The 20,460-nt window shown below is 63.8% G+C and carries 20 protein-coding genes; 15 read left to right on the top strand and 5 right to left on the bottom strand.

Annotated features, from left to right (window positions below; translation table 11 throughout):
• Positions 1-217 precede the first annotated feature (217 nt).
• The 10 genes from dnaK to CWO89_RS07640 all read left to right on the top strand — a co-directional run bounded on the left by dnaK (position 218) and on the right by CWO89_RS07640 (position 9,252).
• Positions 218-2,116: a molecular chaperone DnaK gene (gene dnaK, locus CWO89_RS07685; RefSeq protein ID WP_130225528.1), complete on the top strand. Its 1,899-nt coding sequence runs from the start codon at positions 218-220 to the stop codon at positions 2,114-2,116.
• Between the two features lie 142 nt (positions 2,117-2,258).
• Positions 2,259-3,389, top strand: coding sequence for a molecular chaperone DnaJ (gene dnaJ / locus CWO89_RS07680; RefSeq protein ID WP_130578027.1), 1,131 nt, complete (start codon positions 2,259-2,261; stop codon positions 3,387-3,389).
• Between the two features lie 196 nt (positions 3,390-3,585).
• Entirely contained in the window at positions 3,586-4,188 is a 603-nt protein-coding gene (locus CWO89_RS07675; protein WP_130578026.1) for a class I SAM-dependent methyltransferase, read from the top strand.
• A 130-nt stretch (positions 4,189-4,318) separates the two neighbouring features.
• Positions 4,319-4,897 carry an NADPH-dependent FMN reductase gene (locus tag CWO89_RS07670; protein ID WP_130578025.1) on the top strand — a complete coding sequence of 193 codons (579 nt, stop codon included), beginning with the start codon at positions 4,319-4,321 and terminating at the stop codon, positions 4,895-4,897.
• A gap of 6 nt (positions 4,898-4,903) precedes the next feature.
• Positions 4,904-5,614: an orotidine-5'-phosphate decarboxylase gene (pyrF, locus tag CWO89_RS07665; protein WP_130578024.1), complete on the top strand. Its 711-nt coding sequence runs from the start codon at positions 4,904-4,906 to the stop codon at positions 5,612-5,614.
• Between the two features lie 19 nt (positions 5,615-5,633).
• Positions 5,634-5,936, top strand: coding sequence for a DUF1330 domain-containing protein (locus tag CWO89_RS07660; protein WP_130578023.1), 303 nt, complete (start codon positions 5,634-5,636; stop codon positions 5,934-5,936).
• Between the two features lie 205 nt (positions 5,937-6,141).
• On the top strand, positions 6,142-7,047 hold the full coding sequence (locus CWO89_RS07655; protein ID WP_349644868.1) for a M23 family metallopeptidase: 906 nt from the start codon (positions 6,142-6,144) through the stop codon (positions 7,045-7,047).
• Between the two features lie 170 nt (positions 7,048-7,217).
• Positions 7,218-8,033 carry a 4-hydroxy-tetrahydrodipicolinate reductase gene (gene dapB / locus CWO89_RS07650; RefSeq protein WP_130578021.1) on the top strand — a complete coding sequence of 272 codons (816 nt, stop codon included), beginning with the start codon at positions 7,218-7,220 and terminating at the stop codon, positions 8,031-8,033.
• 68 nt (positions 8,034-8,101) lie between these two features.
• Entirely contained in the window at positions 8,102-8,725 is a 624-nt protein-coding gene (locus tag CWO89_RS07645; RefSeq protein ID WP_130578020.1) for a 2,3-bisphosphoglycerate-dependent phosphoglycerate mutase, read from the top strand.
• Positions 8,722-9,252 (top strand): GNAT family N-acetyltransferase, encoded by a 531-nt coding sequence (locus CWO89_RS07640; protein WP_245475804.1) that lies wholly within the window; start codon positions 8,722-8,724, stop codon positions 9,250-9,252. The genes CWO89_RS07645 and CWO89_RS07640 overlap by 4 nt, the downstream gene beginning before the upstream one ends.
• 97 nt (positions 9,253-9,349) lie before the next feature.
• Here CWO89_RS07640 and CWO89_RS07635 read toward each other — a convergent pair whose 3' ends face one another.
• Both CWO89_RS07635 and CWO89_RS07630 read right to left on the bottom strand, forming a co-directional pair.
• Positions 9,350-10,246 carry a methylated-DNA--[protein]-cysteine S-methyltransferase gene (locus tag CWO89_RS07635; RefSeq protein ID WP_130578019.1) on the bottom strand — a complete coding sequence of 299 codons (897 nt, stop codon included), beginning with the start codon at positions 10,244-10,246 and terminating at the stop codon, positions 9,350-9,352.
• 54 nt (positions 10,247-10,300) lie between these two features.
• Positions 10,301-10,816: a DUF2244 domain-containing protein gene (locus tag CWO89_RS07630; RefSeq protein ID WP_130578018.1), complete on the bottom strand. Its 516-nt coding sequence runs from the start codon at positions 10,814-10,816 to the stop codon at positions 10,301-10,303.
• 22 nt (positions 10,817-10,838) lie between these two features.
• Between CWO89_RS07630 and nth the strand changes: the two genes are divergently transcribed.
• From nth to CWO89_RS07615, 3 genes are all read left to right on the top strand, one after another.
• Positions 10,839-11,603, top strand: coding sequence for an endonuclease III (gene nth / locus CWO89_RS07625; protein WP_130578046.1), 765 nt, complete (start codon positions 10,839-10,841; stop codon positions 11,601-11,603).
• 70 nt (positions 11,604-11,673) lie between these two features.
• On the top strand, positions 11,674-12,837 hold the full coding sequence (locus CWO89_RS07620; RefSeq protein WP_130578017.1) for an HlyD family secretion protein: 1,164 nt from the start codon (positions 11,674-11,676) through the stop codon (positions 12,835-12,837).
• Positions 12,824-14,452, top strand: coding sequence for an MFS transporter (locus tag CWO89_RS07615; protein WP_130578016.1), 1,629 nt, complete (start codon positions 12,824-12,826; stop codon positions 14,450-14,452). The genes CWO89_RS07620 and CWO89_RS07615 overlap by 14 nt, the downstream gene beginning before the upstream one ends.
• Before the next feature lie 10 nt (positions 14,453-14,462).
• On the opposite strand, the gene CWO89_RS07610 is transcribed toward CWO89_RS07615, so the two are convergent.
• Together CWO89_RS07610 and nikR are read right to left on the bottom strand one after the other, a co-directional pair.
• Positions 14,463-15,212, bottom strand: coding sequence for a sulfate transporter family protein (locus tag CWO89_RS07610; RefSeq protein ID WP_130578015.1), 750 nt, complete (start codon positions 15,210-15,212; stop codon positions 14,463-14,465).
• A 78-nt stretch (positions 15,213-15,290) separates the two neighbouring features.
• The gene (nikR, locus tag CWO89_RS07605; protein WP_130578014.1) at positions 15,291-15,731 is read right to left on the bottom strand and encodes a nickel-responsive transcriptional regulator NikR; all 441 of its coding nucleotides are present in this window, start codon (positions 15,729-15,731) and stop codon (positions 15,291-15,293) included.
• A 223-nt stretch (positions 15,732-15,954) separates the two neighbouring features.
• On the opposite strand from nikR, the gene CWO89_RS07600 reads away from it, so the two are divergent.
• Positions 15,955-18,084, top strand: coding sequence for a TonB-dependent receptor (locus tag CWO89_RS07600; RefSeq protein ID WP_130578013.1), 2,130 nt, complete (start codon positions 15,955-15,957; stop codon positions 18,082-18,084).
• Positions 18,085-18,089: 5 nt separating this feature from the next.
• Here CWO89_RS07600 and CWO89_RS07595 read toward each other — a convergent pair whose 3' ends face one another.
• Positions 18,090-18,977: a YiiX/YebB-like N1pC/P60 family cysteine hydrolase gene (locus CWO89_RS07595; RefSeq protein WP_130578012.1), complete on the bottom strand. Its 888-nt coding sequence runs from the start codon at positions 18,975-18,977 to the stop codon at positions 18,090-18,092.
• A gap of 191 nt (positions 18,978-19,168) precedes the next feature.
• Here CWO89_RS07595 and CWO89_RS07590 point away from each other — a divergent pair.
• Positions 19,169-20,460 (top strand): flavin monoamine oxidase family protein (locus tag CWO89_RS07590; protein ID WP_130578011.1); only part of this gene is annotated, 1,292 nt, incomplete at its 3' end.

Here is a 20,460-nt window from a genome sequence, read left to right as displayed (position 1 = left end):
CCGGGCCCAAGCCGATCCCGGCCCGGGCTGACACAATCTTTCAAACGTCAGTCTTTTCAGGTCTCAAGGTTGCGTCCAGTCCTTGCAGGCCTTACCCCCCCTCCTATATGAGCCTCATCGTCGCAATATCGCGAGCATTTGAACGTGTGGGGGTTCGGTTCGGTGCGCCGCCAGGGCCCAGCCAACCTGCCTTAGAGAAGAGAAGGAAATCAGAACCATGGGAAAGGTCATAGGGATCGACCTCGGCACCACGAATTCGTGCGTTGCTGTAATGGATGGCAAGAACGCGAAGGTCATCGAGAATTCCGAGGGCATGCGGACGACGCCGTCGATCGTCGCCCTCACCGATGATGGCGAGCGCCTCGTCGGTCAGCCGGCCAAGCGCCAGGCGGTGACCAATCCTGAACGGACATTCTTTGCGGTGAAGCGCCTCATCGGCCGCCGCTATGACGACCCGATGGTCGAGAAGGACAAGAAGCTTGTCCCCTACAAGATCGTCAAGGCATCGAACGGCGACGCCTGGGTCGAGGCCGACGGCAAGACCTATTCGCCCTCCCAGGTCTCCGCCTTCATCCTGCAGAAGATGAAGGAGACCGCGGAAGCGCATCTCGGCCAGAAGGTCGATCAGGCCGTCATCACGGTTCCCGCCTACTTCAACGACGCGCAACGCCAGGCCACCAAGGACGCCGGCAAGATTGCGGGCCTTGAAGTGCTGCGCATCATCAACGAGCCGACCGCGGCCGCGCTCGCTTACGGTCTCGACAAAACCAAGTCTGGCACGATCGCCGTGTACGACCTCGGCGGCGGCACCTTCGATATCTCCATTCTCGAGATCGGTGACGGCGTGTTCGAGGTGAAGTCGACCAACGGCGACACCTTCCTCGGCGGCGAAGACTTCGACATGCGGCTCGTCAGCTATCTCGCCGACGAATTCCAGAAGGAGCAGGGCATAAACCTGCGCAACGACAAGCTTGCCTTGCAGCGCCTGAAGGAAGCCGCTGAGAAGGCCAAGATCGAATTGTCGTCGACGACGCAGACCGAGATCAACCTGCCCTTCATTACGGCCGACCAGACCGGGCCGAAGCATCTGACGATGAAGCTGACCCGCGCCAAGTTCGAGGCGCTGGTTGACGAACTCATCCAGAAGACCATCGAGCCCTGCCGCAAGGCGCTGAAGGATGCCGGCCTCACCGCCGCTGAAGTTGGCGAGGTGGTGCTGGTCGGAGGCATGACTCGCATGCCGAAGGTTCAGGAAGTGGTGAAGCAATTGTTCGGCAAGGAGCCGCACAAGGGCGTCAACCCGGACGAAGTCGTCGCCATCGGTGCTGCGATCCAGGCCGGCGTGCTGCAGGGCGACGTTAAGGACGTCCTGCTGCTCGACGTGACCCCGCTGTCGCTCGGCATCGAGACGCTGGGTGGCGTGTTCACCCGCATCATCGACCGCAACACCACGATCCCGACCAAGAAGAGCCAGGTGTTCTCGACCGCTGAGGATAACCAGAACGCGGTCACCATCCGCGTCTTCCAGGGTGAGCGTGAAATGGCGGCCGACAACAAGATGCTCGGCCAGTTCGACCTGATGGGCATTCCGCCGGCCCCGCGCGGCATGCCGCAGATCGAGGTGACCTTCGACATCGACGCCAACGGCATCGTCAACGTCTCGGCCAAGGACAAGGCGACCGGCAAGGAGCAGCAGATCCGGATCCAGGCATCCGGCGGCCTCTCCGAAACCGACATCGAGAAGATGGTCAAGGACGCCGAGGCCAACGCCGCCGAGGACAAGAAGCGGCGTGAGGCCGTCGACGCCAAGAACCATGCGGACGCGCTGGTGCATTCCACCGAGAAGGCGCTGGCCGAGCATGGCTCGAAGGTCGCCGAGACCGAGCGCCGTGCCATCGAGGACGCCGTCAGCGACCTGAAGGAAGCGCTGAAGGGCAATGATGCCGAAGCGATCAAGGCCAAGACCAACGCGCTGGCGCAGGCTTCGATGAAGCTCGGCGAAGCCATGTACAAGCAGCAGGCCGAAAGCGATGCCGCCAAGGACGCTGCGAAGGATGATGTCGTCGACGCGGAGTTCACCGAGGTCGACGACGACAAGAACAAAAAGTCTGCTTAAGACACGGGCGTAGGATGATGACCCCCATGCCAAGAGCGCGCCAAGCGTCTCCATGGATGGGGGTCATTTTTCGTTAAGCCGAACACTGCATCTTGCCGAACGCATGGTCCGGCATGAGGATGAATTCGGGCGGGTTTGACTGATGTCTACCAAGCGCTGCTATTACGAGACCCTCGAGGTCGAGCGGAACGCGGACGAAACCAAGCTGAAATCGGCTTTCCGCAAGCTCGCGATGAAATGGCATCCGGACCGCAATCCCGGCGATGCCTCGAGCGAGGTCAGGTTCAAGGAAATCAACGAAGCCTACGAGGTCCTGAAGGACAACGACAAGCGCGCCGCTTATGACCGCTACGGCCATGCCGCGTTCGAGCAGGGCATGGGCGGTGGCGGTCCGGGCTTCGGCGCTGGTTTTGCCTCTTCCTTCTCCGATATTTTCGAAGACCTGTTCGGCATGGCCGGGCAGCGTCGCAGCGGCGGCCGCGAGCGCGGCGCCGATCTGCGCTACAACATGGAGATCACGCTCGAGGAGGCGTATCTCGGCAAGACCGCGCAGATCGAAATTCCCGTCTCCGTCACCTGCGAATCCTGTTCCGGCACCGGCGCCAAGGCCGGCACCAAGCCGAAGACCTGCTCGATGTGCGGCGGCGCCGGTCGCATCCGCCAGGCCCAGGGCTTCTTCACGCTGGAGCGCACCTGCCCCGGCTGCCAGGGTCGCGGCCAGATGATCGAGGACGCCTGTCCGTCTTGCTCCGGCTCCGGTCGGGTCACGCGCGAGCGGACGCTGTCGGTCAATATTCCCCAGGGCGTCGAGGATGGCACCCGCATTCGCCTCGCGGGCGAGGGCGAAGCCGGCGTCCGCGGCGGCCCGTCCGGCGACCTCTATATCTTCCTGTCGCTCACCCAGCACCCGTTCTTCCAGCGCGATGGCGCCGACCTGCACTGCCGCGTGCCGATCTCGATGGTCACCGCGGCCCTGGGTGGCGAGTTCGATGTGCCGACCATCGACAAGGGCAAGACCAAGGTGAAGGTACCGGCCGGAACGCAATCCGGCCGCCGATTCCGCATTGCATCAAAAGGCATGCCGGTGCTGCGGTCGCGTCAGACCGGCGACATGTATGTCCAGGTCGTGGTCGAAACGCCCCAGAATCTGACCAAGAAGCAACAGGAATTGCTGACGGAGTTCGAAAAGCTCTCCTCCGGCGCGACGCAACCGGAGGCGGTAGGTTTCTTCTCCAAGGTCAAGGACTTCTTCGGCACTCGGACGGGTACCTAGCGTGCTGGCAGAAGTGGTCCTGGCAGCGCGCGCCATGGCGCTGAAATCCAAATTGGTGCATGGCGTTATCGCCAAACCCCGTCACAGTTTGGCGGATCAGATGCGTGGGCGATCTGCTTGACCATAACGGTTTCGACCTATACCTCTTTATGACTGTTTTCTGACAGCCGCTCGCGCGGTCCCGCCTGGTAGCGACATGCCCCTGCAATCGTCCGTGCGTCCGTTGAAGAAGCCCCGTCTCGACGACGAGGTCCGCTTCCTCCGGTCATGGATCGAAAAACCGCTGCATGTTGGCGCAGTGATGCCGTCGAGCCGGCTGCTGGCGCGCACGATGGCGCAATATGTCGATGTCAGATCGGAAGGTCCCGTCGTCGAACTTGGTCCCGGGACCGGTGCGATCACCAACGCGCTGATCGAACATGGCGTCGATCAGAAGCGTCTCGTACTGGTCGAATACAATCCCAGCTTCTGCGCGCTGCTGCGCGAGCGCTATCCGCAGGCCAAAGTGGTGCAGGGCGACGCCTACAAGCTTCGGGACTCGCTCTGGGATGTGTTGCCCGCACCGGCCGCGGCGATGGTTTCTGGCCTGCCTCTGGTCACCAAACCGATGATCACCCGCCTAAGGCTGATCCGCGATGCCTTCGTGGCGCTGGCGCCGGGCGCTCCCTTCGTCCAGTTCACCTATTCGGTCGTCCCGCCGATCCCGAAATCGCTGCCGGGCGTGTCCACAGAAGCTTCCGAGCGGATCTGGATGAACCTTCCGCCCGCCCGGGTCTGGGTGTATCGCAAAGGGCGGTAGGCGCGTATTCCGCAAAAGTGGACGCCGGTTTTGCGCATAGAATACGCGCAATTTATTGGCTAAGAGCATTTTCTGCGAAAATGCTCGCTGCGCATCGCGCGGCGGGTCTGCCGAACGCGATTCAAAAATAATGTCTGCGCTGAAAATACTTGTGATCCCGGGGTCGCTGCGATCAGGTTCGCTCAACGCGAAGCTTGCGGCCGTTGCGGCGCATGAGCTCGCGCAGGCGGGCGCCGAGGTCAGCCGCATCTCGCTGGCCGATTTTCCACTGCCGATCTATGACGGTGACCTGCAGGCGAAATCCGGCGTGCCGAAAAACGCGATCAATCTCAAGCGCATGATCGGCGCCCATCATGGTGTCCTGATCGTGACGCCGGAATATAATTCCTCCGTGCCGCCGCTGGTCAAGAACACCATCGATTGGGTGAGCCGCGTGCAGGATCCCCATGAGGTTCGCGGCCAGGTGTTTCGCGATCGTGTCTTCGCCATCGCTGCCGCTTCCGGCGGCCGGCTCGGCGGCAGCCGCGCACTGGCGGCGCTGCGCCTCATCCTGTCCGCCTGCCAGGCCACCGTGATCCCGAACCAGCTCGCGCTGTCATTTGCCGAACATGCCTATGACGACATGGATCACCTGAGGCATCCCGCCGATATCGAGGCGATGCAGGCAATGGCGCGGCAATTGATCGACCTTTCCCAACGCATGATGTGAGGTGACATGCAGCCAGCCGATATCGCACCGAAGGACCGCCTGATCGTGGCGCTCGATTTGTCCAGCATCGCTGCGGCGGAAGCGATGATCTACAAACTCGGCGACAGCGTGAACTTCTACAAGATCGGCTATCAGCTCGCTTATGCCGGCGGCCTGCCGCTGGCGCGCGCGCTCGCAACTGCCGGCAAGAAGGTCTTCATCGATCTCAAGCTGCATGACATCGGCAACACCGTCGCGCGCGGCGTCGAGAGCATCGCGACACTTGGCGCCACCTTCCTCACCGTGCACGCTTATCCGCAGACCATGAAGGCGGCCGTGGAGGCGCGCGCGGGATCGAACCTCAGGATTCTCGCGGTCACGGTGCTGACGTCCTATGACGACAATGATCTCCACGCCGCAGGCTATCGCTTCAACGTTGCCGATCTCGTCGAGGCGCGCGCGCAGCAGGCGCAGGTGCTCGGCGTCGACGGGCTCGTGAGTTCGCCGGAGGAGGCGGCCTCGTTGCGCAAGATCGTCGGACACCAGATGAAGCTGGTGACGCCCGGCATCCGCCCGGCCGGTTCCGCGAGCGGCGATCAGAAGCGCATCATGACGCCGTCACGTGCAATCGCCGCCGGCGCCGACTATCTGGTGGTGGGGCGGCCGATCCTGGAGGCCAGTGACCCCAAAGCCGCCGCAGATATCATTCAGGCTGAGATTGCGCAGGTGCTAGGCTAACGACAAGGGAGAAAAAGGGATGGCCAAGGGATACTGGATCGGACGCGTCGACGTTCACAACGAGGAGGGATACAAGCCCTACATAGCGGCCAACCCGGCCATCTTCCAGAAATTCGGTGGCAAGTTTGTCGTGCGCGGCGGCAAGTTCACTGCGGTCGAAGGCCAGAGCCGTTCCCGCAACGTCGTGATCGAGTTTCCCGACTACGAAACAGCGCTAGCCTGCTATCGCTCGCCGGAATATCAGGCCAACATCAAGGTTCGGCAGCCGCATTCGATCGCCGATCTCATCATCATCGAAGGCTACGAGGCGCCGCAATCCTGAGCGAGCATTCTTCGCGAGAGGATGGCGAGCCACGCTTTGTCCGAATGTTGGTCGGGAAAGTTCCTCCGCTGGATAGCTGATAGGCTTCCGCCAGATGATACCGAGGCCATTTATCATCTCCCACGGATTCATGCGGTCCGTCGCAGTGATTGCGGCGGCAGTCGGCTTTGCCGGCTCCGCGCGCGCGGAGAACATCGAGCTCGCAATGCCCGTCGGCTGCGAGATTGGCCAGACCTGCTACATCCAGAACTATGTTGATGACGACCCTTCGCAGTCGAGCCGCGATTATAAATGCGGCTCGCTCACCTACGACGCACATAACGGGACGGACTTTCGTATTCCCTCACTCGCGGCGCAAAAATCCGGCGTGGACGTGCTCGCTTCCGCAAGCGGCCGCGTTCTTCGCATGCGCGACGGCGTGCCCGATGGCGCGTTCGGCAAGACGGCGCGCGAGGCCGTGCGCGATGTTGAATGCGGCAACGGCGTCCTCATCGAACATCCCGGCGGTTGGGAAACCCAATACTGCCATATGGCCAATGGCAGCCTGGCGGTGAAGCCCGGCGACGACGTCGCCCGCGGGCAGCGGCTCGGCCGCATCGGTCTGTCCGGTCTGACCGAATATCCTCATTTGCATTTCACCGTCAGGTACAAAGGAGCCATCGTAGATCCCTTCGCCTATGGTGCCGTTCCCGGCTCATGCGGTGGCGGCGAATCTCTTTGGCAGCCTGCGCTCCGCGCTCGGCTTGCGTATCAGGAACGAGCGGTCCTGAACGCCGGCTTCATGAGCGGTCCGCCGACCATGGAACTCATTGAGGAGGCAAGTGCGGAGGGGCAATCCGTATCCGCCAATTCCCCCGCGCTTGTTGCTTTCATCCGCGCCATCGGGCTGAAAGCGGGAGACACCCAGGGGCTGGTGATCAAGGACCCGCAGGGACAAGTTCTTGCCGAAAATCGAACCGCGCCGCTTCAGAGCAACAAGGCGCAGTACATGTTGTTTGCGGGCAAAAAGCGCCCGCCGAACGGCTGGGACCACGGCACCTACAAGGCGACCTATACTGTCGAACGCGACGGCCAGGTCGTCTTGGAAAAGCAGTTGGAACTAGCCCTATAGCCACGCGGGTACGCCGGATGGCGGCCTGGGCGATCCCGCCGGCGGGGCCAGGTTGGACCATCCTTCTACCCGCCTCGTTTCCAGCTTTTGCTTGCCTATGGGAACGTCTCGCAAGAGACTCGGTTGCCGGAATGGGCTGCGCCCGCTATAGGCGTGGAGAGGGATAAGCCATGGCCGATATGCGCTTGATCGTTGCGGGGGCCGGCGGCCGGATGGGCCGCGCCTTGACGCGTGCCATCTCGGAGACCCCGGGCGCGGTTCTGACCGGTGCGCTGGAAGCGCCCGGCTCCGAGCTTCTCGGGGAGGACGCCGGCGTGCTCGCGGGCCTGCCTGCCAACGGCGTCAAATTGTCGGCTGATCTTTGGTCGCTCTCGGCCAATGCCGACGGCATCCTGGATTTCACCGTGCCGGCGGCGACGATCGCCAATGTCGCGATCGCAGTCGAGCGTGGCCTCGTCCATGTCATCGGCACCACCGGGCTGTCGGCGTCCGATGACGCGGTGATCCGAAGCGTCACCAATCGCGCCGTGGTGGTGAAGTCCGGCAATATGAGCCTCGGCGTCAATCTCTTGGCGGCCCTCGTTCAGCAGGTCGCGAAATCGCTCGACAATGCCTTCGACATCGAGATCGTCGAGATGCACCACAAGGCCAAGGTCGACGCACCCTCCGGCACCGCCCTCCTGCTCGGCGAGGCTGCTGCGGCTGGCCGTGGCATTGCGCTCGACAGGCACTCGGCCCGTGGCCGCGATGGCCACACTGGTGCGCGCCGTGCCGGCGATATCGGCTTTGCCTCGCTGCGCGGCGGCACGGTGCCCGGCGACCACAGCGTGATCTTCGCCGGACCGCATGAGCGCATCACGCTGTCGCATCTTGCCGAGGACCGCATGATCTTTGCGCATGGCGCGATCAAGGCGGCGCTATGGGCACATGGCAAGGAGCCCGGGCTATACTCCATGATGGATGTGCTGGGGCTCTCCGACGTCTAACGCGTGATCCGGAAAAGCGGGAACCGGTTTTCCGAAATGATCATGCTCAAACAAGAACGGAATTTGGAATGAGCGATCGTCTTCTCGTGCTGGTGCGCCATGGCCAGAGTGAATGGAATCTGAAGAATCTCTTCACCGGTTGGAAAGACCCCGATCTCACCGAGCAGGGCATTGCCGAAGCGAAAGAGGCCGGCCGCAAGTTGAAGGCGCAAGGACTGTCGTTCGACATCGCCTTTACGTCGGTGCTGAAGCGCGCGCAGCATACGCTCGATCTGGCGCTCGCCGAAATCGGCCAGACCGGATTGAAGACGCTCAAGAACCTCGCGCTCAATGAACGCGACTACGGCGATCTCTCCGGTCTCAACAAGGACGACGCCCGCAAGAAGTGGGGCGAGGAGCAGGTCCTGATCTGGCGCCGCTCCTACGACGTCTCGCCGCCCGGCGGTGAAAGCCTGAAGGATACGCTGGCGCGCACGCTGCCGTATTACGTGCAGGAGATCCTGCCCTGCGTGCTGCGCGGCGAACGAACGCTGGTCGCCGCCCACGGCAATTCGCTGCGCGCGCTGATCATGGTGCTGGAGAAACTGTCGCCCGAGCAGATCCTGAAGCGCGAGCTGGCGACCGGCGCACCTATCATCTACCGCCTCAACGCCGATTCCACCGTCGCCTCAAAGCTCGACCTGGCGGCGTGAGCGGCAGCGTCGAGATATCCGTTCTCGACGCGCCCGTACCGGACGCAGCCCTCGAGCAGCTCGCATCGGTCCTCGTCGATTGCGTCGAGGGCGGCGCCAGCGTCAGCTTCATGGCGCCGTTTTCGCAGGCCGATGGGCTTGCGTACTTTCGTGAAGTCGCTGGCGCAGTCGCGTCAGACGACACTGTGCTGCTTGCAGCAAAGCTCGATGGCAGGATCGTCGGCACGGTCCAGTTGGGACTCGACACGCCGCCCAACCAGCCGCACCGCGCCGACCTGAAAAAGATGCTGGTCCACCGTTCCGCGCGCGGGCGCGGCATCGGCGCAGCGCTGATGGCGCAGATCGAAGTCGAAGCCATCAGACGCGGCCGCTGGTTGCTCGTGCTCGATACCGTGCCGGGCGAAAACGGCTATCGTCTCTACAAGCGCGCCGGCTGGACCGAGAGCGGGATCATCCCGAACTACGCGCTGTTTCCCGACGGCCGGCTCTGCGACACGGCGGTGTTCTGGAAGCGATTGAATAAGTAGGATTGTAGGGTGGGCAAAGCGCAGCGTGCCCACCATCACGAGCCGAGTGCGGATGGTGGGCACGGCGCTACGCGCCTTTGCCCACCGGGATCGCTCACTAATTCAATCCCAACTGCCCGGCTTCCCAGCCGAGCATCGCCTGCTTGCGGGTGATGCCCCAATGATAGCCGGTGAGCGCGCCGCTCTTGCCGAGCGCGCGATGGCAGGGCACCACGAACGACACAGGGTTGCGACCGACTGCGGCGCCGACGGCGCGCGAGGCCTTCGGGCTGTTGATCTTGCAGGCGATGTCGGAATAGGACACCGCGCGCCCCATCGGGATCCTCAGCAGCGTCTCCCACACCCGCACCTCGAAATCGGTGCCGATCAGGACCACGCGCAGCGGCTGGTCCGGCCGCCACAGTTTGGTGTCGAAGACGCGCTGTGCAATCGGAGCCGTGCCTTCGGCATCCTCCACATAGGTTGCGTTCGGCCAGCGCCGGCGCAGGTCGGCAAATGCCGTCGCCTCGTCCCCGGGATCGGCGAAGGCGAGACCGGCCAGACCGCGGCTGGTGGCGATCACGATCGCGGTTCCGAATGGCGAGGGGTGGAATCCGTAGCTCAGCGTCATGCCTGCGCCGCCAATCTTCCATTCGCCCGGCGACATCGCTTCGTGGGTGACGAAGAGATCGTGCAACCGGCCGGGGCCCGAGAGTCCCGAATCGAGCGCGGCATCGAGCACGCTCGCGGAATCGCGCAACAGGTTCTTGGCATGGTCGAGGGTGAGCGCCTGCATGAACGCCTTTGGCGTGAGCCCGGCCCAGCGACGGAACAGGTGGTGCAACTCGTCCGGCGTCACGCCGGCGGCATCCGCCACCGCCTCGATCGTCGGCTGCGCGCGCCAGCGCTCCGAGATGAAGGCGATCGCGCGCCGTACCGAATCATAGTCGCGCAGCGCAGCGCTCTCGAGGCCCTGCTTGGCCAGACGCTGGTCATGGATGGCGAGTGTCATCATGGAGGCTGATTTAGGGCGCATGCGGCTGTTCAACCACCCGTTTTCCGACAACCCTCAATGGATCGGATTATAGATCGGCCCGCGCTTGGCGGCATTCAGCGCGGCAATTAAGGCTTTGGCAAAGCTAGCTTTTTCGTCCGGACCCAGGAAGCTGCCGATGTCGACGCGGCCCCTAGAAACCAGGTAGAGCCGCTCGATGCCGAACTCGGCGTCGACCTGCTGCTCGAACTGCACCCAGAGCGGATTGAGCACCCATTCCGCGACATGGCCGCGATGGCTGACCCGGCGCACCCGTAATTCCGATGGCGTCACTGTGATTTCCTCGCAGGCCTGGGCCGCGCGGAAATTGACGCGGAAGGCCCAATAGATGACCAGCACGTCGAGACCGAAGAAACCGAGCACCGGCCAGGCGCCGATCCACCAGAATACGGCGCCGGCGGCAAAACTGACCACGCTGACGATGCTCATCAGCACGATGAAACCGGTGCGGTTGAGCGAGCGGTGCGGCGTCAGCAGCGCCGAGAACAGCTCTGGTTCAAGCGTTGGGTCAAAGTCGTTGCTTGCGCTCATGGCCTACCAGTATATGCCGATCATGGCCAAAATCATCCGCGCTCAACGCGCCAGGAAACCCACCGTTCGATCGTCGCCGAAAAAGTCGGCAAAGAAGCCGGTGGCCAGGCCGCCCGCTCGCGCGGCAAAGAAATCCCTTAAAGCGCCGAAGCCCTGGACCCCGGCCGACGTGCGCGAAGCATTCGAGCGGTTCCGCAAGGCCAATCCGGAGCCGAAGGGAGAGCTCGAGCATCTCAACCCGTATACGCTGCTGGTTGCCGTCGTGCTCTCGGCGCAGGCGACCGATGCCGGCGTCAACAAGGCGACGCGGGCGCTGTTTGCCGTCGCCGACACGCCGCAGAAAATGCTCGCGCTCGGCGAAGAGAAGCTGCGCGACTACATCAGGACCATCGGCCTCTATCGCACCAAGGCCAAAAACGTCATCGCGCTATCGGAGAAGCTGATCTCCGATTTCGGCGGCCAGGTGCCGCGCACCCGCGCCGAGATCGAGTCGCTGCCCGGTGCCGGCCGCAAGACCGCCAATGTTGTGCTCAACATGGCCTATGGCGAACATACTCTGGCGGTCGATACCCACGTGTTCCGTGTCGCCAATCGCACCGGGCTTGCGCCGGGCAAGACGCCGCTCGAAGTCGAGCTCGGGCTGGAGAAAGTGATTCCGGCCGAGTTCATGTTGCATGCACATCACTGGCTTATCCTGCACGGCCGCTACACCTGTCTCGCTCGCAAACCGCGCTGCGAGGTATGCCTGATCAACGATCTCTGCCGGTGGCCGGAAAAGACGGTCTGAGCGATGATGGCTGCCGTCGCCGGCCGCTGTCTCGGTAGTTGCGTGAGAACGATGACCTGGGGAACGTATCTTGAGTGAGCAGAACCAAATCACCCCGGCACCGCTGAACAGGATTGCGCCGGCACCGGCTCCGGCCCCGACGGCTCCTCCGCCGAAGCCGTCGGCTGCACCATCTGGTACGTTGGGGCGGCTGGCCATTCCCGTATTCGCCGTGCTCGCCGCCTTCGCCTTCATTGCGTTGGCGACGCTGCGCTGGGACGAATGGGTCGGCGCCGCCACGATCCAGACCACCAACGATGCCTATGTCCGCGCTGAGCTGACACGGCTGAGCAGCCGCGTCGCCGGTGAGGTGTTGACGGTGGCGGTGAAGGATTTCCAGCACGTCAAGGTTGGCGATCTCCTGGTGCAGATCGATCCCGCCGATTACCAGGCCCAGGTCGCGCAGGCTGAAGCTGGCGTCGCCGCCGCGCAGGCCGCGCTCGACAATCTGAACAACCAGGTCGAACTGCAATATGCGACGATCGCGCAGGCCGAAGCCGCGCAAGTATCTGCGGCAGCGCTGGAGGTCGAGGCGCGCCAGGAGCAGGAGCGCCAGCAATCGCTGTCGCAAACGGACGCAGGCACGCGGCAGAGGCTCGAACAGGCAACGGCCGCCTATGCAAAGGCGCAAGCCGATGTGCGCGCGAGCCGCGCCGTGGTTGCTGCGCAGCGCCATCAGCTCGAAGTGCTGCAGGGCACCAAGAAGCAGCGCGCCGCCGATCTCGATGCCGCCAAGGCGCAGCTCGCCGCCGCGAAGCTCAAGCTTGGCTACACCAAAATCGTGGCGCCGTTCGACGGCGTGGTCGGTGAGCGGCAGGTGCAGCCGGGCGACTACGTCAATATCGGCACCAACCTGATCAATGGCGTGCCGCTGCCAAACGTCTATGTGATCGCCAACTACAAGGAAACCCAGCTCACACGGGTGCGGCCGGGCCAACCCGTCGAGATCACCGTCGACAGTTTCTCGCGCGAGAAATTGCGCGGTCGCGTCGAGCGCATTGCGCCGGCCAGCGGCTCGCAATTCGCGCTATTGCCGCCGGATAACGCCACCGGCAATTTCACCAAAGTCGTGCAGCGTATCCCGGTCCGCATCCGGTTCGACGAAAACCAACCGCTGCTCTCGCGCCTGTTGCCCGGCATGTCCGTGATCACAAGGATCAATACCGGCGATGAGGAGACGAATGGCGGCAAATGACGACGCCGGCCGCGGACCGGTCTCGCAGGGCGGCATTGCGCGGCAGCCGCTGTTTGCAGTCGCCGCGGTGCTGCTCGGCGCGTTCCTTGCTAATGTCGACAGCCGGCTGACCACGGTTGGCCTGCCGGACCTGCGCGGGGCCTTCTCGCTCGGTTTCGACGAGGGCGCCTGGATTTCGACCGCAGGAATCGGCTCGCAGATCTTCATCGCGCCGGCAGTCGCCTGGCTTGCCACGGTGTTCGGCCTGCGCCGTGTGTTGGGTATCCCGAGCCTCGTCTATGCCGGGGTGTCGCTGATCATCCCGTTCGTCGACCATTACCCCACGCTGATCGGGCTCAGCATCGTGCATGGCCTGTTGCTCGGCACTTTCGTGCCCGCGACGCTGATGATCGTGTTCCGGAATCTGCCGATCCGCTGGTGGATTCCGGCGATATCGATCTATTCGATCCGCGTCGGCTTCGCGCTCGATACCTCGACCTCGCTGGTCGGCTTCTATGTCGATCATCTCGGCTGGCAGTGGGTCTATTGGCAGGGCGTCGTCATCGCGCCGCTGATGGCGCTGATGGTCTATCTCGGCACGCCCAGTGAACCCGTCAACAAGAACCTGCTTCGCGATGCGGACTGGGGCGGCATGCTTCTGCTCGGCAGCTCCGTCTCGATGATCTATGCCGGTCTCGACCAGGGCAATCGACTCGACTGGCTCGAGTCCGGCACGGTGATGGCGCTGCTGCTTAGCGGCGCTGCGCTGTTCGTCGTCTTCCTGATCAACGAGGCCATGGTGCGGCAGCCTTGGGCGCATGTGAACGTGCTGTTCTCGCGCAATGTCGGGCTCTCGCTGGTCGTCATCCTGCTTTACACCCTCACCGGCCTGTCCAATTCATCGCTGGTGCCGAACTTTCTCGGCACGATCGCGCTGATGCGGCCGGAGCAGAGCGGCGTTTTGCTCTTGACCTATGGCGCGCTGCCGATGTTCGTGCTGGTGCCAATCTCGATCTATCTGCTCAGACATTTCGATACGCGCACCGTGGTCGTCCTGGGATTCTCGGCCTTCGCCGCCGCCAATCTCTGGGGCACGCAATTGACCCACGACTGGGCGCGGGGGGATTTTGTCGGCATCGTTCTGCTGCAAGCGATCGGGCAGTCGCTGACGCTGCTGCCGATCATCATCATGGCGCTGTCCAATTCCGACCCGAGCCGCGCCACGGCGTTCGCCGCCTATATCCAGATCATGCGGCTTGGCGGCGCCGAGATCGGCGTGGCGCTGATGGGCACCTGGCTGCGGGTCCGCGAGCAGATCCATTCCAACTATATCGGGCAACACGTCGCCAATGGCGATGTCAATGTCATGCGCATGCTCAAGCAGCTCGCCGATCAATTCGCCGCTCACGGCGTGGGCCTCGCCCAAGCGCGCGCGGTGGGAACGCTGGCGGCGCTGGTGCAGCGCGAGGCCAATGTGCTCGCTTATATCGACGGCTTCTGGCTGTGCTTCTGGCTCGCGATGACGGCGCTGTTCTTCGTCGCCCTGATCACCCGCGCGCCGCCGGGACCGTTTACGCCGGAGCCGTTCGGCTTTGCCAAGATGGTGATGCGCAAGTGCGGAATGTCGGTGGCCTGACCGTCGACTGCTAGCGCATCGACATTCCCTGCCGTCGCGGCTCCAGCAACTGCGGCCTCGGGCCCGATAGCCGTTTGTGCATGTGGACCATGAAGGCCATGCCGAACAGCGGCGTCGCTAGGTTGACGATCGGTATAGACACGAAGGCGGCGATGATCAGACCGGCGGTGAATATGGTCGCGGCATTGTCCCGGCGCATCGCCTTGGCCTCGGCCGGCGGCCGGAACCGCATCGCTGCGAGCTCGAAATATTCGCGCCCCAACAGCCACGCGGTGGCGAAGAAGAAAATCAGGAAGCCGGCACCGGCGAAGAACACGAAGGGCAGCGCGATCAGATAGACCAGGATGGTCAGCAGCGCGGTCTTGATGCCCTCGGTCATGGCAAGGTTGAATGGCAGCGCGACGCCGGGCTGTTCCGCCGGATAATGTTCACGCTCGACATGGTCGGCCACCTCGTCGACGAAGAGGCTCGCCACCAGCGAGGTGATCGCGGGCATCAGGAAGATGCCGCCGAGCACCACGCCGAGGCCGGCGGCGATCGAGACGATCCAGGAGAGCACGTTGAGCGTGGAGTGGAAGTTGGGGCCGAGTAGGCCCTCAGCCCAGACCTCGCCATAGTCGGCAAACCAGCTCAAGAGCCGCTGCAATCCGATCGCGAGCACCGTCACCAATACCAGCGCCACGCCGACCGAGCGCCACAGGATCGAGCGCATCGGCGGCGACAGGATTTGCGTGAGCGCCTTGACGGCGGCATCCAACATGGTGGGTTCACCTCTCCCAAAAGCCCCCGCGAGAGGTAGACATGGCAAAAGGTTTCGGCAAGAGCCGGACGGCCGCCCTCAATCGTGCCGGTGCCCATGCTTGCGCGGCTTCTTGTCCGGTGCGGTCGGGATCATCACGACCCGTCCATAGCGCACGCCGCGTTCGGCGATGACGTGGTCGGCGAGATGGCGGACGTCGCCGGCGGCTCCCTTCAGCGCGGTCACTTCCATGCAGCTATCGTCGTCGAGATGGACATGCAGCGTCGCCAGCGACAGGTCGTGGTGACCATGGAAGTTCTGCACCAGCCGCTTTGAAAGGTCGCGCGCGGCGTGGTCGTAGACGTACACCAGCGCCGCCACACATTGCCCCGACGTCGCTGCGTCCTCGACGCTCTGCTGCAATCCCGCGCGGGCGAGATCGCGGATGATCTCCGAGCGGTTCTGGTAACCGCGCGCTTTTGCCGCGGCGTCGATCTCGCCGAGCAAATCGTCCTCGATGGTGATGGTGATCCGTTGCATCCAAATTTTCCGATTGGTGTCGCGGGGGCGTCAGTATGATGTTTTGGTTGTAACGTCACACTTGGCTTGCTAGCCTCGCCGGGCGGGGTTGAAGTCGAATTGGTGCGGTTGCCTGCCGATTGTAGCAGGTTGCCCTGCGGGAGCATGGGCGTTGCGTGAACTTGTCTGGCGGATTCTTCCCGCCGCCTCCCTTGCCATTGTTACGTCGACGGCGCAGGCGCAAATGTCTGTCGCCGGGTCCGCCAATCAACTTCCACCGGTCACGGTGACGTCGCCGGAGGTGGCGCCGCCGAAGCGGATCAAGCGGGCCGAACAGTCGCGCCGTCCGCGGAGCGGCCGACGCACGTCGGTAGCCCGGTCAACCCAACCTGCATCCGCGGCGAATGGCGTCACCTCCGGTTCAGGGCAGTCGGATGCGCCCAATCTTCTGCCGACGGCCGCGAGCGAGACGCGCATCAGCGGCGAGGAGGTCAATGCGCTGCCGGTGTCGCGCGTCGGCGAGGTCCTGGAAGTGGTGCCCGGTCTGATCGTCACCCAGCATTCCGGCGAGGGCAAAGCCAACCAATATTTCCTGCGTGGCTTCAATCTCGACCACGGCACCGATCTTGCGATCAAAGTCGACGGCATGCCCGTCAACATGCCGACCCATGGCCACGGCCAGGGCTATGCCGACATCAATTTCCTGATCCCGGAACTGATCGGCTCGATCAACGTCCGCAAAGGTCCGTACTACGCCGACACCGGCGATTTCTCTTCCGCCGGCAGCGTCGGCATCGATTATGTCAACCGGCTGCCGAAGAACATCGCCCAGGTGACCTTCGGCAGTTTCGGCTATCAGCGCGCGCTGGCGGCGGGCTCGACGGCGGTCGGCGAGGGCACCCTGCTCGGCGCGATCGTGGCCAACAAATATGACGGCCCATGGGACGTGCCTGATAATGTGCGCAAGGCGAGCGGCGTGCTCCGCTACAGCCAGGGCACCGCGACCGATGGCTTCACATTGTCGGCGATGGCCTATTCCAACGGTTGGACCTCGACCGACCAGGTGGCGCAGCGCGCGTTCGACCAGGGCTTGATCGGTCGGTTCGGCTCGCTCGATCCCACCGACGGCGGCACCTCGAGCCGCTTCAGCCTCTCCGGCAATTGGGCGCGGTCCGGTGACTACGGCCAGACCCGGGCGAATGCCTATGTGATCCGCTCGTCGCTGCAACTGTTCAACAACTTCACCTATTTTCTTGACGATCCCATCAATGGCGACCAGTTCAGCCAGCTCGATCGCCGCACCGTCTATGGCTTCAACGCCTCTCATGCCTTCGATGCGCGCGTCGCCGGCGTCGAGACCCAGACCCGCGTCGGGCTGCAGACGCGTGGCGACGATATCGAGGTCGGCCTGTTCAAGACCTTCCAGCGCGAGGCGCTCTCGACCGTGCGCCAGGACCGCGTGCAAGAGGGGAACGTCGGCCTGTGGGCCGACACCACCGCGCGCTGGACCGACTGGCTGCGTACCACGGTCGGCATCCGCGAGGATTTCTTTGCGGGCCACGTCTTCAGCGACACGCCGCAAAATTCCGGCAACGCGCAGGCCGCAATGACCAGCCCAAAGGCCGGCATCGTGCTGGGCCCGTGGTACAAGACTGAATTCTACGGCAATGCCGGCTACGGCCTGCACTCGAACGACATCCGCGGCGCGACGATCACCGTTGATCCCACCGACAAGGTGACGCCGCTCGATCGCGTGCCGCTCCTGGTTCGCTCCAAGGGCGCCGAGGTTGGAATCCGCACCAAGGCGATCGAAGGCCTGACCAGCTCGCTTGCGGTGTTCGTGCTCGACTTCGATTCCGAACTCCTGTTCGTCGGCGACGCCGGCACCACCGAGCCGAGCCGCCCGAGCCGGCGCGTCGGCGTTGAGTGGACCAATCAGTACAAGCCGTTGCCGTGGATGCGCCTCGATGTCGATCTCGCCTATACCCGCGCGCGCTTCACCGATTTCGACCCGGTCGGCAATTTCATTCCGGGCGCGCCGGCCTGGATCGCCAGCGGCGCCGTGACGTTCGGACGCGAGACGGGCTGGTTCGGCGCCCTGACCGCGCGCTATTTCGGGCCGCGCCCGCTGATCGAGGATGACAGCGTGCGCTCGCAATCCTCGCTGATCTTCAACGCCCGCGCCGGCTATCAGTTCGACAATGGCATGCGGTTGCAGCTCGACGTGCTCAACCTCTTCAATGCCAACACCAACCAGATCGAATATTATTATTTGTCGCGCCTGCCGGGCGAACCGATCGATGGCGTCGCCGACCGCCACATCCACCCGGCCGAACCGCTCGCGGTCCGCCTGACACTGGCTGCGCGCTTTTAGCGAAATCAGGCCGCGAGCTCCGGCGCCTTCACTTCCGCATCTTCAGTCGCCACCGGAAGCGGCGTTTCCTGGTCAGGCGTTTCAGGAATAAGCGGCGGCGACTTTTCGTGAAACACACTGAATTCGCCCGCCACCTCCTCGAGCGGCTTCTGCTTGTCGGCCCAGTGCAGGGCGGTGTAGTCGAAGCCGTGCACGATGGTGGGTTTGACGACTTCGAAATAGGGCGAGATGTCGAAGTCGCGCGGCATGTAGAGCGAGGAGTCGCGGATGTGCAGGATCTCGCGCCGCGCCCTGCGGCTCGAGGTGCGCGTGATCCTGGGCAAGATGGGATAGCGCACGGCATCGAAGGCCTGTGCGATCAGTGCCGAGCAGATGATCTTGGTGGGATCGCCCGAGCCGAGCGCGATCATCCGCCGTCGCCAGCGCTGCGGCACCGGCAGCGGGAACAGATAGCGCGCAAGGTCGACGATGTTCTTGGTGTCGTAGCCGAAGCCGATCCGGTTGATGGCGTAGCGGCACACCGTCTCGCGGTCCTCGTAGGACAGGCCGACCGGACGACAGAGGCGGGTATGATAGGGGAAATATTTCGACAGCGGCGCGGCGGTCACGCCTTCGCCGATATTGGCCTCGATCAGCACATGCGGCTCGCCGTCAGGCTCGCAGGCACCGTCGACCGGACCGACATAGAGCGCGGCGTGCGACCAGGTCGATTGCGTGAGGTATTTGATGATGCCGGAAATGCGGTTGTTGCCTTCGACCAGCAGGACATCGCCAGGCTGGATCACGCCGCGCAGATGCTCCGGATCGCTCGGCGTGAACGGCTCGTAACCCGGGATTTCCTTCTCCAGGTAGCCCGCGATCACCTGGCCGATCGTGTCGAGCATGACGCCCATAAATGTTTCCCCCTGCGCGGCTTGCCCTTCCGCTTTTTGGTTCCTTATCATGGTCGCGAGCGGTTGCAATTTAGTTCATCGACGCAGCCGATCAATCATGATTGATTCACCATGATGGTTGCTGCGCCGCATGAGATGCGGCAAGGTTCGCTGACTGTTCCCATTTGCTTCAAGCCTGCGGAAACCATGATATGACGATCACCCGCCGCAACTTCCTGTCGGCGTCCGCAGGCATTGCCGCCACTCCGCTCCTTGCCGGCCGCGCTGGAGCCGCGCCGCCGGCGCGCGATGCCGACATCGTGGTCATCGGCGCGGGCGCTGCCGGCATTGCTGCGGCGCGGCGAGTACTGGCGGCGGGCCGCAAGGTGATCGTGCTGGAAGCGTCGAGCCAGATCGGCGGCCGTTGCCAGACCGACAGCTCGACCTTCGAGGTCCCGTTCGATCGCGGCGCGCGCTGGGCGCACAATCCCGAGACCAATCCGATGATCCGCCTCGCGCGGACCGCGGGGCTCGAGCTGATGCCCGCGCCATCGGGCGAGAAGATCCGGATCGGCCGCCGCAATGCGCGTCCCGGCGAGACCGAGGAATTCCTGGCCGCGCTGGTGCGCGCCAATCGCGCGATCGACGATGCCGCGCGCAGGAGCGATGTGTCCTGTGCCTCGGTGCTGCCAAAGGAGCTCGGCGATTGGGCCGGCACGGCGGAGTTCGTGCTCGGCGCCAGTTTCACCGGCAAGGACCTCAAGGAGGTCTCGGTCGTCGACAAGGCGCGGGCGCAGGATCGCGATAACGCAATCGCCTGCCGGCAGGGGCTCGGCACGCTGATTGCGAAGCTCGGCGCGCAGTTGCCAGTGGCATTGTCGACGCCCGCCACCCGCATCTCCTACAGCAACCGCGACGTCGAGGTGAACACGCCCTCGGGCAAGGTCCTCGCGCGCGCCGCGATCATCACGGTGTCGACCAACGTGCTCGCGGCCGGCAAGCTCAAGTTCGATTCCGAACTTCCCAAGCGCATCGGCGATGCGGTCGCAAAGCTCGGCCTCGGCAGCTACGACCGCATCGCGCTGCAGTTGCCCGGCAATCCGCTGGGGCTTGCGCGCGACGATGTCCTGATCGAGCAGAGCAATTCGATGCGCACCGCGCTGCTCTATGCCAATATCGGCGGTTCATCCCTGTGCACCATCGACGTCGCGGGCTCGTTCGGCCGCGATCTCTCGGCAGACGGCGAGCAGGCGATGGTCGCGTTTGCGACGGAATGGCTGAAGAAGCTGTTCGGCAGTGATGCGGCGGCCGGCATCAAGAAGTCGAGCGCGACGCGCTGGAACGCTTCGCCCTATATACTGGGCGCGATGTCGGTGGCCGCGCCGGGCGGGCAGGCCGCACGAAGAGCGCTGATCGATCCGGTCGGCTGCATGTATTTCGCCGGCGAAGCCACGCATGACACCTTGTGGGGCACGGTCGACGGCGCCTGGGAGAGCGGCGAGCG

The sequence above is a fragment of the Bradyrhizobium sp. Leo170 genome, from assembly GCF_004296405.1.
Lineage (GTDB): Bacteria > Pseudomonadota > Alphaproteobacteria > Rhizobiales > Xanthobacteraceae > Bradyrhizobium.
Note: the sequence above shows the minus strand (reverse complement) of the source record. Positions and strands in the feature narration are given on the sequence as shown.

Excerpts from the sequence above, each read along its gene's own strand:
- CWO89_RS07595 (WP_130578012.1), bottom strand. The coding sequence starts at position 18,977 with ATGGGCGTCATGCTCGACACGATCGGCCAGGTGATCGCGGGCTACCTG.
- CWO89_RS07660 (WP_130578023.1), top strand. The coding sequence starts at position 5,634 with ATGGCCAAGGGATACTGGATCGGACGCGTCGACGTTCACAACGAGGAG.
- dnaK (WP_130225528.1), top strand. The coding sequence starts at position 218 with ATGGGAAAGGTCATAGGGATCGACCTCGGCACCACGAATTCGTGCGTT.
- CWO89_RS07645 (WP_130578020.1), top strand. The coding sequence starts at position 8,102 with ATGAGCGATCGTCTTCTCGTGCTGGTGCGCCATGGCCAGAGTGAATGG.
- dnaJ (WP_130578027.1), top strand. The coding sequence starts at position 2,259 with ATGTCTACCAAGCGCTGCTATTACGAGACCCTCGAGGTCGAGCGGAAC.
- CWO89_RS07610 (WP_130578015.1), bottom strand. The coding sequence starts at position 15,212 with ATGTTGGATGCCGCCGTCAAGGCGCTCACGCAAATCCTGTCGCCGCCG.
- CWO89_RS07635 (WP_130578019.1), bottom strand. The coding sequence starts at position 10,246 with ATGATGACACTCGCCATCCATGACCAGCGTCTGGCCAAGCAGGGCCTC.
- nikR (WP_130578014.1), bottom strand. The coding sequence starts at position 15,731 with ATGCAACGGATCACCATCACCATCGAGGACGATTTGCTCGGCGAGATC.
- nth (WP_130578046.1), top strand. The coding sequence starts at position 10,839 with ATGGCCAAAATCATCCGCGCTCAACGCGCCAGGAAACCCACCGTTCGA.
- CWO89_RS07670 (WP_130578025.1), top strand. The coding sequence starts at position 4,319 with ATGTCTGCGCTGAAAATACTTGTGATCCCGGGGTCGCTGCGATCAGGT.
- CWO89_RS07630 (WP_130578018.1), bottom strand. The coding sequence starts at position 10,816 with ATGAGCGCAAGCAACGACTTTGACCCAACGCTTGAACCAGAGCTGTTC.
- CWO89_RS07655 (WP_349644868.1), top strand. The coding sequence starts at position 6,142 with ATGCCCGTCGGCTGCGAGATTGGCCAGACCTGCTACATCCAGAACTAT.
- pyrF (WP_130578024.1), top strand. The coding sequence starts at position 4,904 with ATGCAGCCAGCCGATATCGCACCGAAGGACCGCCTGATCGTGGCGCTC.
- dapB (WP_130578021.1), top strand. The coding sequence starts at position 7,218 with ATGGCCGATATGCGCTTGATCGTTGCGGGGGCCGGCGGCCGGATGGGC.
- CWO89_RS07675 (WP_130578026.1), top strand. The coding sequence starts at position 3,586 with ATGCCCCTGCAATCGTCCGTGCGTCCGTTGAAGAAGCCCCGTCTCGAC.
- CWO89_RS07600 (WP_130578013.1), top strand. The coding sequence starts at position 15,955 with ATGTCTGTCGCCGGGTCCGCCAATCAACTTCCACCGGTCACGGTGACG.
- CWO89_RS07615 (WP_130578016.1), top strand. The coding sequence starts at position 12,824 with ATGGCGGCAAATGACGACGCCGGCCGCGGACCGGTCTCGCAGGGCGGC.